Source organism: uncultured Sulfitobacter sp., from assembly GCF_947500075.1.
Classification (GTDB): domain Bacteria; phylum Pseudomonadota; class Alphaproteobacteria; order Rhodobacterales; family Rhodobacteraceae; genus Sulfitobacter.
On the sequence record NZ_CANMQS010000010.1, the window covers coordinates 69,624 to 82,705 of the forward strand.

Sequence of the window (13,082 nt, forward strand, 5' to 3'; positions counted from 1 at the left end):
GCCGCCCCAATCCTGATCGCACTGGTCTTCTGGGCCGGTGCGACCCCGGCGCAACAAACCGGCGCCAAGGTCTTTGCCCCCGTGGCAGAGGCCTTTTTGCATCCGCGTTGCACCAATTGCCACGTGGGGGAAGGCCATCTGCCCGGCTGGGAAGGGCTGGGGTACAAACCCGGTGCGGTGCACGGCATGGCCGTCAGGGCCGGGGAAAGCCGCATCGGAGCCGAAGGGCTGCCCTGCCGGACCTGTCACGTGACGTCGGCTGCGGCCAACACGGTTCCCCACGCTGCCCCCCATATCGACGCACCTTGGCAATTGCCGCCCGTCACACTGGCGTGGCAGGGGGCCACGCCGGTTGAATTGTGTCGGCAGTTGCGTGATCCCGCGCGCACCGATGATCGTGATGTTGCGGCCCTTGCGGACCACGTCAGCACCTCTGCTTTTGTCGCATGGGGCTTTGCGCCGGGCGCGGGGCGCAGCGCCCCCGCGGGCTCCCCGCAGGATCTGGCGCGTGCATTACTGGCATGGGGCGCAGCAGGCGCGCCTTGCGGATGAATGGGCATGTTTTATCTTGTCTCATGATCCCCCAAGTTGCCGTCTGCGACATTGATGTGATGCAGGTCGCCGGCGCAGACCGGGGTGTTATCAGGCGGCCTTGTCTGGCCGGAAGGCCTTGATGGTCTGGTGCAGGGTGTCGACAATCTGGTCCACCTGCGCGCGGTCGATGATCAGGGGCGGTGACAGCACGATCCGGTCTCCCACAGGGCGCACGATCAGCCCCTTCTCCACACAGGCCTTGAAGATATGTCCCCCTGCCTTGGTGGTGACGGGGAAGGGCGTCTTGCTGTCCTTGTCGGCCATCAGGTCCACGGCCATCATCAACCCATGCCCGCGAACATCCCCGACATGGTCCAGATCGCGAAGCATCTGGGCCGTTTCCTGTAGGTACGCCCCCGTTTCCTGCGCCTGTTTCAACAGCCCTTCGCGCGCGATGATGTCGATGTTGGTCAATGCCGCGCGGCAGGCCAGCGGATGCCCGAAGTACGTCAGCCCCATCGAGAACACGCCGCCTTCGCATTGCGGCTGGCTGATCACCTCATAGATCTCATCCGAGATCAGCGTGGCCCCCAAAGGCACATAGCCCGACGTGATCCCCTTGGCGCAGACCAGTATGTCGGGCTGGTAATCGAACACCTCTTCAGAAGCGAACCACGCGCCCAGACGGCCGAAGGCGGTGACGACCTCATCGGCGATATAGAGCATGTCGTGGCGTTTGCAGACCTCCCACATGCGGCGGTGGTAGCCTTTGGGCGCGATCAGCACGCCGCCTGCGCCCATGACGGGCTCCGCGATGAAGGCCGCGACGTTGTCGGGGCCCAGCTGGTGGATCCGGTTTTCGAATTCGGTGACCAGAAAATCGCAATAGGCGTCCTCGGTCATGCCATCAGGCCGTTCAAACATATTCGCGGCGGAGACATGGTGGATGAAATGTTCGCCCACTTTGTCAAAGCTCATCTTCGTGGCGTGGATGCCGGTCAGTTCGGCGGCCACGTAGGTGGCCCCGTGGTAGGCATTGTTGCGGGAGATGACTTTCTTTTTGCGGTGCAGCCCCCGCATGGTGAAATAGTAATGCACCATGCGGATCGCGGCATCATTCGCGGTAGAGCCGCCGCAGGTGTAATGCACGTGGTTCAAGGTGCCCGGCGCATGTTTGGACAGCCAAGCGCCCAGTTCTGCTGCCGGTTCGTTGGTGGAATGGCCGAAGGGGTTGTAATACTGCATTTGCAGCACCTGATCAGAGATCGCTTCGGCCATCTCGCGCCGACCATGTCCGATGTTCACGCACCACAGACCCGCAATTCCGTCGAGCATCTGTCGCCCGTCGCTGTCGGTCACATACATGCCGGAGGCCCCGGTGATGACCTGGCTGCCTTCGTCCTTGAAGGTGCTGAAATCCGTGTAGGGGTGCAGCACATGGGCGCGGTCCTTGGCCCAGGCGGAATTGGCGTCTTGGATGGTCATGGCGGTCCCCTTTATGCGTGATGTTACAAATGCGGATCGGCGGCCCACGGAAATGGGGCCGCCGGCGTGGTCATGCCTCAAGCAGGCTTACTTCTTCAGGTTCGTCCAGATCTGGTCATAGACGGCTTGCGTGGCTTCATCGCAGGCTTCGACAAACACACCGGGACCAGCGCCATCGTGCGGGTTGGCTTCGGGCAGAGTGGCCAGTGCGGGATCCAGGAATTCCGCCGTGCCGGTCAGACCGTCCGCATAGCGCGCGAAGTTGGAGACGGCGGCGATGTTCTCAGGCTCCAGCAGGAAGTCCATGAACTTGATCGCGCTGTCGCGGTTGGGTGCGTCGTTCAGCAACACGACATTGTCCATCCACACCACATACCCTTGGGTGGGGAAGGCATAGGTGATGGAGGCTTTTTCTTCGCGCGCCTTGGCGCTGAACCCGTCCCAGATCATCCCCGCCGCTGCGTCGCCGGAGACCAGCACTTCTTTCGCCGTGTCAGAGTTGAACGAGACCCAGTTGTCCTTGGAGGCCTGCAACAGATCGTTCAGCGCTTTGAGCTGTTCGCGGTCGGTGGAGCATTGCGGGATGCCAAGATGCAGCGCGGCTGTGGCCAGCACTTCGCCCTGCGCGTCGAGCATGTTGATCTTGCCTGCCAACTCCGCAGGCGGGTTGAACAGGATGTCGGTGGTGTTGATGTCACCGCTGTAGACATCGCTGTCGACGGAGAAAGAGGTGGAACCCCACTGGTAAGGGATCGAATGCTTGCGGCCGGGATCAAAGCTGGGGTCGGCCCATTCGGGGGCGATGTTGCCTTTGTTGGCCAATTCGCCGTCGGCGATGGTGTCCAGCAGACCTTCGCCCGCCATGATCTTGACCATGTAGTCACCCGGCACGGCCACGTCATAGGTGCCCATGCCACCGGCCTTGAGGGCAGCCAGCATCGACTCGTTTGAATCGTAGGTGTCCATGGTGACATTGATGCCGGTTTCAGCGGTAAATTTGTCCAGCAGGTCCTGGGGGATGTATTCAAACCAGTGATAGATCACCAGATCGCCTTCGGCTGCGGCACCGGATGCCATCAGCGCCAGCGCCATGGCGGTTTGTGTCATGCGTTTGATTGGTTTCATGAGATGTACTCCTTGTTGGGATCGTTTTGTTATTTTGTATTGTCCGTCTTTGAGACGACGTAGGACAGCGTTACCATCACGATGGACAACGCCAGCAGCATTGTCGAGATCGCCATGATGTTGGGCTTGAGCCCTTGTTTCACCGAGCCAAAGATCGCCGTGGGCAGGGTCTCAACACCCGCGCCTTTGACGAAATTGGTGATGATGAAATCGTCCAGGCTGACGATGAACGCCAGCAGGAAGCCTGAGATGATACCGGGCATCATCAGCGGCAGCAGCACCCGGCGGAAAGCCTGCGCCTTGGTGGCATAGAGGTCCATCGCGGCTTGCTCATAGGTATCCTCAATCCCCTGCATGCGCGCCTGAATAGGCAGGTAGGCGAAGGGAATGCAGAAGGCGATGTGGGCCACAAGGATCGTCATGTAGCCGCGCGTAAATCCGACGGCGTTGAAGAAGATCAGGGTGGCGACGGCCAGCACAATCTCCGGCACCATCAAGGGCAGGCTGATCAGACCCAGCGACAGGGTGCGGGTTTTGAAAATGCCCCCGCGCACGATGGCGGTGGCGGCAGAAGTGGCGATGATCGTGGCCAGTGTTGCGGCGATCAGCGCGATGGAGAAAGAGTTGATGGCGGCGGCTTTGAACTTGCCGCTTTCGGGGCCGGTGAACACATCGCCGTACCAGCGCAGGGAGAAGCCTTCCCAGACGGTGATCGAAGGCGAGGCGTTGAAGGAATAGATCGTCACCACAACCAGCGGCGCATAGAGGATGAACAGGCAGACAAAGGTCAGCGTGCGGAAACCGGTGTAGTTCTTGACGTCGGTCTTTGCGCTCATGGCGATGCCTCCGCCCGGCGTTGCTGGCGGGCAAAGATCATCAGCAGGATGAGCACCATCGTCAGCAGAACCATCGCGGCAGCCGCGCCAAAGGGCCAGTTGCCGGCGTTGCCTTTGAACTGCTCCTCAATCAGCGATCCGATCATGAAGTTCTTGGCGCCGCCCAGCAGGTCAGGCGCAAGGAACGCGCCAAGGCTGGGCACGAACACCAGAATACAGCCTGCGATCACACCCGGTTTCACCGCAGGCAGCACGATGCGGCGCAGGGTGGTCCATTTGGTGGCGTAAAGGTCGGCGGCGGCTTCCGACATGGCGAAATTGTAGCGCTCCACCGAGGCATAGATCGGCAGCACCATGAACGGCAGGTAGCTGTAAAACAGCCCAAGCTGCACGGCGAGGTTTGTGTTTACGATGCGCAGGGGATCGTCGATCAAACCGGTGCTGATCAGGAAGTCGTTCATCGGGCCCTGATCACGCAGCAAGAATTTCATCGACACGGTGCGGATAAGCAGGTTCACCCAATAGGGGATTGTGACCAGAAACACCCAGAGCGCGCGGGTGCGCTCTGGCCGGGTGGCGATGAAATAGGCGGTGGGGAAACCGATGATCAGGGACAGGATCGTGGCCAGCCCGGCCTGCCAGATCGAGCGCCAGAAGATGGTGATATAGGTCCATTCGATCTTGGGCGGGTCGTCTCCGAACAGGCCGCGGTCAAAGAAGAACTGGTCATAGGCCGCCAGTGTTGGTTCCCAAATGACGCCGCCGCGGAATTCCTTGGTCAGGAAGGAATAGATCAGCATCATGCAGACAGGTGCCAGCACAACGAGCACCAGCACCAGCCAGGACGGCAGCAGCAGCCAGTGGCGTGCCGATTTGTAGGTATCGGCTGCGGCAGAGCCGCCGGTTGCAGCACCCCCCGCCATCAGTCCACCAACAGGCGCGCGGCACCCGGTTCCATGTTGACGTATGCCGTGGTGCCGGGATCAAGGATGCGCTTGTTGCCCCGGTCGGAGTTGGAGGTGCGCACGGTGAAATGCTGCCCCCCCGGCACATCGACAATGGTGGAGATGTCGGTGCCGATGAAGATGTTCTCCACCACAGTGCCTTGCAGGCTTTCGGCGGCGGTGGGTTGGTCGGACAGGAAAAGGCGTTCTGGGCGCACGGACAGATGTACTTTGGCACCTGCATTCACGCCGTCGACCGCGTCACAGGTCAGCCTATGCCCGCCGCTGAGTTTGCAGGTGGCGCGGCCTGCGGCGATCCCCTCCACGGACACATCCAGCAGGTTGGTGTCACCGATGAAATCCGCCACGAACATGTTGCGCGGTGTTTCATAGATGTCGCGGGGGTCGCCCAGCTGCTGCATCTCTCCGGCGGACATGACGGCGATGCGGTCCGACATGGTCAGCGCCTCTTCCTGATCATGGGTGACGAAGATGAAGGTGATGCCGGTTTCGCGCTGGATGTGTTTGAGTTCGATCTGCATGGCCTTGCGCAGTTTCAGATCAAGCGCGGACAGCGGTTCATCCAGCAACAGAACTTTTGGCGAAGGGGCCAAAGCGCGGGCAAGGGCGACACGCTGTTGCTGGCCGCCGGAGAGCTGCGATGGCTTGCGGGACGCGAATTGGGTGAGTTGGACCAGTTCCAGCATTTCGCCCGCGCGGGTGCGCGCATCCGCTTTGGAAGCGCCGCGCATTTCCAGACCGAAGCTGACGTTTTCCAGCACGCTCATGTGGGGAAACAGCGCATAGTTCTGGAACACCGTGTTCACCGGGCGCTGGTGGGGCGGCAGGTCTTCGATCTCTTCTCCGTAGAGGAAAATCGCGCCTTCGGTGACGTCTTCAAAGCCTGCGATCATGCGCAGCAACGTCGTCTTACCGCAGCCAGATGGACCCAGCAGGGTGAAGAATTCATTGTCGCGGATGCCGAGCGAGATGCGGTGCAGGGCGGTGAAATCCCCGTAGCGTTTGATTGCATCGCGCACATCGACTGCGATCTGCGTGTTTTCAGTCATGCTGTGCGCCCTGTGATCCGGGAAGGGCGATATCGAGCGTCGCGTCCCGCGTGGGGGGATGCCAGTCTGTGCGCATGTGGTTCTCCTGAGCAGTGCGCTCAGCGTATGCGCGGAGGGCCATGGAAAGAAATAGATATTTGCGAAGTCTGGCTTAGGGGAAACCTTTTCCCTCTGGCATTGCATTAGGGGTGGCCTAACCAACGCTAATGCAGAAGGTTCTTTTCTGGACCGCACCATCCGGCACATTTGAACACGACAGGACACTGACGGCGGGAGGGCAGGATGTGGCAGCGGAGACAATAGACACACTTGTGGTGGGCGGCGGTCAGGCGGGCATCGCGTTGAGCGAACATCTTGGCGCGCAGGGCGTGCCGCATCTGATCGTGGAAAAGAACCGCATCGCAGAAAGCTGGCGGACGGGGCGCTGGGACGGGCTGATGACCAATGGTCCGGTGTGGCATGATCGCTTTCCGAATCTGGAGTTCAAGGGTGATCACCCGGATCAGTTTGTCTCCAAGGATCGGGTGGCGGAATATATCGTGGAATATGCCGACATGGTGGATGCGCCCGTGCGAACCGGCGTTGAGGTGTTTGAAGCCGTGCCGCTGAAGGACCGCGCTGGATTCCGGGTGGAGACATCGGACGGGGTGATAGAGGCGACCCGTGTGGTCGCGGCGACCGGTGCCTTTCAGGTCCCGGTGATCCCGCAGATTGTGCCTGATGGCGCTGGGCTGACCCAGTTTCATTCATATCACTACCGCAATCCGGACCAGTTGCCTGACGGGGCGGTGCTGATCGTGGGGGCGGGGTCATCCGGCGCGCAGATTGCGGATGAGTTGAACCGGGCGGGGCGGAAGGTGTTTTTGTCTGTCGGCCCGCATGACCGCCCACCGCGCCGTTACCGGGGCCGGGATTTTGTCTGGTGGCTGGGGGTGCTGGGCCTGTGGGATCTGGCTGCGCAGAAGCCGGGAACGGAGCATGTGACGATTTCTGTGAGCGGCGCTTACGGCGGGCGGACGATGGATTTCCGGCGGCTGGCGCAGGAGGGTGTGACGCTGCTGGGGCGGACGGAGCGCTATGCGGATGGTGTGCTCAGCGTGGCGGATGATTTGCAAAGGAACGTCGCGGGGGGGGATGCGAATTATCTTGGGATGCTGGATGCTGCGGATGCCTATGCGGCGCGGATGGGGCTTGATCTGCCTGAGGAACCCGAGGCGCGGGAGATGTGGCCTGATCCTGCGTGCTTGACGGATCCGTTGCAGGGAGTTGATCTGGCAGCGGAGGGGGTCGCCTCGATCATTTGGGCGACGGGGTACAAACAGGATTTCTCATGGCTCAAGGTGGATGCCTTTGACGACAAGGGTGCCCCGATCCATCAGCGCGGTGTCAGCGTTGAGCCGGGCGTCTACTTCCTTGGCCTGCCATGGCAGTCGCGGCGCGGATCGACGTTTCTGTGGGGCGTCTGGCATGACGCGAAATTTGTCGCGGATCAGATTGCGATCCAGCGGGCGTATCAGCACTATGACGGGGAGGCTGCGATTGTGCGGCCTGCGGCAGAATAACCCCACCTCGAAAGGCAAGACATGGCACATACACGGCTGCGTAAATTCAACACGCGCGAGACTTACCCCGAACAGAACCTCGACAATGATCTGTGTCAGGCGGTGGTCACGCAGGGCGGCAAGACGGTCTGGCTGCGCGGGCAGTGTCCGCAGAATCTGGACGACGCCGTCAATCTGGACAGCCATGACCCGGTCGAACAGACACACAAGGTGATGCAGAATATCAAGCAGCTGATCGAAGAGGCAGGCGGCGAGATGGCGCATCTGGTGAAGGTTGTCGTCTACATCACCGATGTGCGGCACCGCGAGGCGGTGTATCGGACCATGGGGGAATACATCAAAGGCGTGCATCCGGTGTCGACGGGATTGGTGGTGCAGGCGCTGGCGCGGCCGGAATGGCTGGTGGAGATCGACGGCACGGCGGTGATCCCGGAATGACGTTTTCATTGGTGGCGCGCTGCGCGGAGACGGGGATGTTTGGCGTGGCGATTTCGTCGTCCTCTCCGGCGGTGGCGGCAAGGTGTTCCTATGCGCGGGCAGGCGTGGGGGCGGTGGCCTCTCAGAACGTGACGGACCCGACGTTGGGGCCGCTGGCGTTGGATGCCATGCAAGGCGGCATGTCGGCGGCGCAGGCTGTGGCCGCGGTGCAGGCGCAGGGCAGGTACATTGAATACCGGCAGGTGCTGGCCGTGGACGGGCAGGGGCGGACGGCGATCCATTCGGGGCCGAACTCCCTTGGCATCTGGACGCAGGCGCAGGGGCAGGATGTGGCATCAGGCGGGAACCTTCTGGCCAATGACAGCGTGCCGCAGGCGATTGTGGATGGGTTTCTGGGCAGCGCTGGGCATCTGGGCGACCGTTTGATTGCCGCGATGCGGGCCGGGCTGGCAGCCGGAGGGGAAGCCGGGCCGGTGCATTCAGCGGGCATGATGCTGGTCGATGAGGTCAGCTGGCCCGTGGCCGATCTGCGCTGTGACTGGACGGAGGACTGTCCGATTGAAGCGGTGGCCACCGCCTGGGAGGTCTACAAACCGCAGCTGGAGGCCTATGTGCAACGCGCGCTCGACCCCCGCGCGGCGCCGTCTTACGGGGTGCCGGGGGATCAATAGGCGCGCCCTCTTGAACCTTGCGGAACAACGGGCGTAACTGGCTGCATGTCGTTGCGGTTCACCTTGCGCCAGTTGGATTACTTCGTCGCCGTGGGCGAGGAAGGGTCAATTGCGCAGGCCAGTGCGCGGGTGAATGTGTCGTCCCCGTCCATCTCCGCTGCGATATCGCATCTGGAGGATGAATTCGGCCTGCCGCTGTTTGTGCGCAAACATGCCCATGGGCTGAGCCTGACGCAGGCGGGGCGGCAGTTCATGGTGCAGGCCAAGAAGGTGCTGGCCGAAGCGGATGTTTTGAACCACCTGGCGGACAGTATTTCGGGCAATGTGCAGGGACCGCTGAACATCGGGTGTCTGCTGACCTTTGCGCAGGTCTTGTTGCCCGCGATTCGGCGCAGGTTTGAGGACAAATACCCCGACGCGCAGGTCCGCCAGAGTGAAGCGGATCAGTTGAGCCTGTTTGAGAGCCTGCGTCGGGCGGAGATCGACGTGGCGCTGTCCTACGATCTGGAAATCCCGGCGGATCTGGAATTTGTGCCGCTGCGGGCCTTGCCGCCTTATGCGATGGTCTCTGCCGATCATCCGCTGGCGCAGCAGGCGGAAGTCGCGGTGGAAGCGCTGTTGGAGGAGCCGATGGTGCTGCTGGATTTGCCGCTGAGCAGTGAGTATTTCCTGAGCTTCTTTGATGCAGTCGGCGCGCGACCGCAGGTGGTCGAGCGGACCCGCGATATGGCGGTGATGCGGTCGCTGGTGGCCAATGGGTTTGGCTTCGGCATTGCCAACATTCGTCCGCATTCTGATCTGTCGCCCGATGGGCGGCCCTTGCGGTTTATACCGTTGAAAGGGACGCACAGGCCGATGCGGCTGGGGCTGATCATTCCCGAAGGGGCGCGCAGTGTTCTGTCGGTGAATGCGTTTATTGAGCACGCGGCGGAGACAACGGCGGGGTGGGGGTATCCGGGGCAGGCGATCCAGGGGGAGGGGTAGGGTTTGATCCACCCGCACGGAATCAAGGGCGCAGCCCGCCGTGCATCGCCAGACCGCCCGACCGGTCTGGCACTGCACGGCTCCTGTCACGCCTGACATATCTGCCCCGCAACAGGACTTAACGCCACCCTAAGCCATGGTTTCGCAACGGTGACTTTTGCCTAACCCCAACCTCTGCCATGGTTTGCTGTGAGCCCTTCCAGACGGAGACCAGACGTGCGCAATTCCAGCTATGATATTCTCTTTGAACCGATGCAGATCGGTCCCGTCACGGCCAAGAACCGGTTCTATCAGGTGCCCCATTGCAACGGCGGCGGTTACCGCGATCCGTCTGCGGCGGCGGCGATGCGGGGGACGAAAGCCGAAGGCGGCTGGGGGGTGATCTTTACCGAGCAATGCGAGATGCACCATACGTCCGAGATCACGCCCTTCATTGAGCTGCGGCTGTGGGAAGACAAGGACATGCCGATGCTGCGCAAGATGTCGGACCAGATGAAGAGCCATGGCGCTTTGGCGGGGATACAGTTGGCCTATTCGGGGGTGAACGGGCCGAACCTTTATACCAAGGAAGTGCCGCTGGCCGTGTCGGCGCAGCCGATCCGGACCTTCACCAATGACCCGGTGCAGGCGCGGGCCTTGGACAAGAGCGACATCCGCGATCTGCGGCGGTGGTTTGTGAATGCGGCGAGGCGGTCCAAGGAAGCGGGGTTTGATCTGATCTGCCTCTACGGCGCGCATGGGTTTGGGATCTTTCAGCACTTTCTGAGCCGGGCGACCAATCACCGTACGGATGAGTATGGTGGCAGTTTGGAAAACCGCGCGCGGTTTGTGAATGAAGTGGTCGCGGACATTCGCGATGCGGTGGGCGAGACGATGGGGATCACCCTGCGGGTGTCGCTGGATGAAAGCATTGGCGAATTGGGGTTCTCCAACGCAGAAGTGCGGGACTTTGTCGAGATGAACCGCAACCTGCCGGACCTGTGGGATTTGGCGCAGGGCACCTGGGAGGATTGTTCGGGACCGTCCCGGTTTTTCGAAGAGGGGGCGCAGCAGGCGCTGGTGCAGGGCATTCATGATCTGACGGACAAGCCGATTGTGGGCGTCGGGCGGTTCACCTCGCCTGATGTGATGGCAAAGATGGTGCGCACCGGCACGCTGGATTTCATCGGCTGTGCGCGGCCGTCGATTGCCGACCCGTTCCTGCCCAAGAAGATCGAGGAAGGCCGGGTGGAGGACATCCGCGAGTGCATTGGGTGCAACATGTGCATCACCGGCGACATGACCATGTCGATCAGCCGCTGCACGCAGAACCCGACCTTCATGGAGGAATGGCGCAAGGGCTGGCATCCCGAGCGGATGAACGCCAAGGGCGACAGCGGCACTGTGCTGGTTGTGGGCGCGGGCCCTGCCGGGCTGGAAGCGGCGCGGGCCTGTGCGGAGCGGGGGTATGACGTGGCGCTGGCCGAAGCAGGCACGGCTGTTGGCGGGCGTGTGGCGAAGGAGCGGCTGTTGCCGGGGTTGTCGGCGTGGGGGCGCGTGGCGGATTACCGGGAATATCAGATCAGCCAGAAGCCCAATGTGCAGACCTATTTCGACAGTTCCCTGGACGCGGAGAGCATTCTGGAATTCGGGTTCGAGAATGTCTGCATCGCCACCGGGGCAAGCTGGCGGCGCGACGGGGTGGCACGCCAGCATGTGGTGCCCTTTGCGGTGGATGCCGCCATGCCGCTGTTCACGCCGGATGATCTGATGGCGGGGGCCGCGCCTGTGGGTCATGTGGTGATCTATGATGACGATCATTACTACATGGGCGGGGTGCTGGCGGAGTTGCTGGTGGAGAAGGGCTGCACCGTGACGCTGGTCACGCCTGCGGCTTATGTCAGCGAATGGACCGTCAACACGCTGGAGCAGCATGAGATCCACCGTCGGCTGGCGGGCATGGGCGTGACGATTGAATTGAACCGGGGGGTGATGTCCGTGGGGGCGGATCATGTGGAGACGAACTGCATGTTCACCGATCAGCGCCGCGATGTGGCGTGCGACGGGGTCGTCATGGTGTCCTCCAAACTGGAGAACAGCGCGGTTTACGATGCGCTGAAAGCGCGGGAAGCGGCGTGGGCGGATGCCGGGATCACATCGGTGAAGCTGATTGGAGACGCCAATGCGCCGGGGCCGATTGCCTGGGCGACCTATGCGGGGCATCGCTATGCGCGGGAGCTGGACATGCCGGACATTGGCGACGCGCTGCCGTTCCGGCGTGAGGTGACGGCGCTGGCGGTTGATTGAGTGATGAGCCGGACCGCGCGCACGCTGGAGGTACTGGAGCGGCTGGTTGCCTTTCCTACCGTCAGTGACCAGAGCAATCTTGAGTTGATTGATTGGGTTGAGGCGTTGTTGCGCACCGCCGGGTTTGCGGTCACGCGCATCTGGTCGCCGGATCGCCGCAAGGCAGGGATTTTCGCGCGGATTGGGCCGGATGTTGCCGACGGTGTGTGCCTTTCTGCGCATACGGATGTGGTGCCTGTTGCGGGGCAGAACTGGAGCCGTCCGGACTTTGCCCTGACCCGCGATGGGGATCGGGTGTTCGGGCGGGGCACAACGGATATGAAGGGGTTTCTTGCCTCTGCACTCGCCATCGCAGAGGACGCGGGAAAGCGCGATTTAGCTGCGCCGCTGAGCCTGTCGATTTCCTATGACGAAGAGATCGGCTGTGTCGGCATGCAGCAGATGATGCCGACGCTGCAAGGGCTGATCGGGCAGCCGCGTCTGGTGATCGTTGGAGAGCCAACGGGCATGCAGGTGGCGGTGGGGCACAAGGGGAAGACCGCGCTTAGGGTGACCTGCCAGGGCCAAGCGGGTCACAGCGCGCTGGCCCCGCAGTTCGTGAATGCAATCCACGTGGCGGCAGGGTTTGTGCAGGAGGTGCGACAGCTGCAAGAGACCTTGGCGAAGGGGGTGCAGGATGCGGCCTATGGCGTGCCATACACCACCTTGCATATCGGACGGATCACCGGGGGGCAGGCGTTGAACATTGTCCCCGACCGGGCGGAACTGGAGATGGAGTATCGGCACATCGCAGGGGTATCGGCGGCCAGTATCCGGGCAGAGATTGATGCTGCCGCCGACCGGGTCTGTGCTGGTTTTGAAGGCGCCCGGATTACCATTGAACAGATCAATGCCTATCCGGGATTGGATGTGAATGCAGAGGCCGGCGTGGTTGATTGGGCCTGTGATCTGGCGGGGGGCACCTCCCCCACCAAAGTCGCCTTTGGCACTGAAGCCGGATTCTTTGCAGCACTTGGCCTGAGTGCGGTCGTGGTCGGCCCCGGTGATATGGCGCGGGATGGGCACCAGCCCGATGAGGGGCTGGATGTCTCAGAACTCGTCGCGTGTGACGCGATGATGGACCGGGTGCTGGCGGCGCTGGGTTAAG

At 62.0% G+C, this 13,082-nt stretch carries 12 protein-coding genes; 7 read left to right on the plus strand and 5 right to left on the minus strand.

Going from position 1 to position 13,082, the window contains the following annotated elements; genetic code table 11:
- The first annotated feature begins 81 nt into the window (after positions 1-81).
- Entirely contained in the window at positions 82-552 is a 471-nt protein-coding gene (locus Q1A91_RS21815; protein ID WP_299882599.1) for a hypothetical protein, read from the plus strand.
- A 90-nt stretch (positions 553-642) separates the two neighbouring features.
- On the opposite strand, the gene Q1A91_RS21820 is transcribed toward Q1A91_RS21815, so the two are convergent.
- From Q1A91_RS21820 to Q1A91_RS21840, 5 genes are all read right to left on the minus strand, one after another.
- Positions 643-2,019, minus strand: a complete 1,377-nt coding sequence (locus tag Q1A91_RS21820; RefSeq protein WP_299882601.1) for an aminotransferase — start codon at positions 2,017-2,019, stop codon at positions 643-645.
- A gap of 87 nt (positions 2,020-2,106) precedes the next feature.
- On the minus strand, positions 2,107-3,144 hold the full coding sequence (locus Q1A91_RS21825) for an extracellular solute-binding protein (RefSeq protein ID WP_299882602.1): 1,038 nt from the start codon (positions 3,142-3,144) through the stop codon (positions 2,107-2,109).
- Positions 3,145-3,173: 29 nt separating this feature from the next.
- Positions 3,174-3,980, minus strand: a complete 807-nt coding sequence (locus Q1A91_RS21830; RefSeq protein ID WP_299882604.1) for an ABC transporter permease — start codon at positions 3,978-3,980, stop codon at positions 3,174-3,176.
- Positions 3,977-4,903, minus strand: coding sequence for an ABC transporter permease (locus tag Q1A91_RS21835; protein ID WP_299882606.1), 927 nt, complete (start codon positions 4,901-4,903; stop codon positions 3,977-3,979). Before Q1A91_RS21835 ends, Q1A91_RS21830 begins: the two co-directional genes overlap by 4 nt.
- Entirely contained in the window at positions 4,903-5,994 is a 1,092-nt protein-coding gene (locus Q1A91_RS21840) for an ABC transporter ATP-binding protein (RefSeq protein WP_299882608.1), read from the minus strand. The genes Q1A91_RS21835 and Q1A91_RS21840 overlap by 1 nt, the downstream gene beginning before the upstream one ends.
- Positions 5,995-6,278: 284 nt before the next feature.
- On the opposite strand from Q1A91_RS21840, the gene Q1A91_RS21845 reads away from it, so the two are divergent.
- The 6 genes from Q1A91_RS21845 (at position 6,279) to argE (ending at position 13,081) form a co-directional block, all read left to right on the plus strand.
- Positions 6,279-7,556, plus strand: a complete 1,278-nt coding sequence (locus Q1A91_RS21845) for an NAD(P)/FAD-dependent oxidoreductase (RefSeq protein WP_299882649.1) — start codon at positions 6,279-6,281, stop codon at positions 7,554-7,556.
- 21 nt (positions 7,557-7,577) lie between these two features.
- Positions 7,578-7,994 carry a RidA family protein gene (locus tag Q1A91_RS21850; RefSeq protein WP_299882610.1) on the plus strand — a complete coding sequence of 139 codons (417 nt, stop codon included), beginning with the start codon at positions 7,578-7,580 and terminating at the stop codon, positions 7,992-7,994.
- On the plus strand, positions 7,991-8,665 hold the full coding sequence (locus Q1A91_RS21855; protein ID WP_299882612.1) for a DUF1028 domain-containing protein: 675 nt from the start codon (positions 7,991-7,993) through the stop codon (positions 8,663-8,665). Before Q1A91_RS21850 ends, Q1A91_RS21855 begins: the two co-directional genes overlap by 4 nt.
- Positions 8,666-8,710: 45 nt before the next feature.
- Positions 8,711-9,649, plus strand: coding sequence for a LysR substrate-binding domain-containing protein (locus tag Q1A91_RS21860; protein WP_299882614.1), 939 nt, complete (start codon positions 8,711-8,713; stop codon positions 9,647-9,649).
- A gap of 216 nt (positions 9,650-9,865) precedes the next feature.
- Positions 9,866-11,935 carry an FAD-dependent oxidoreductase gene (locus Q1A91_RS21865; RefSeq protein WP_299882616.1) on the plus strand — a complete coding sequence of 690 codons (2,070 nt, stop codon included), beginning with the start codon at positions 9,866-9,868 and terminating at the stop codon, positions 11,933-11,935.
- Between the two features lie 3 nt (positions 11,936-11,938).
- Positions 11,939-13,081, plus strand: a complete 1,143-nt coding sequence (argE, locus tag Q1A91_RS21870; RefSeq protein ID WP_299882618.1) for an acetylornithine deacetylase — start codon at positions 11,939-11,941, stop codon at positions 13,079-13,081.
- Position 13,082: the final 1 nt, after the last annotated feature.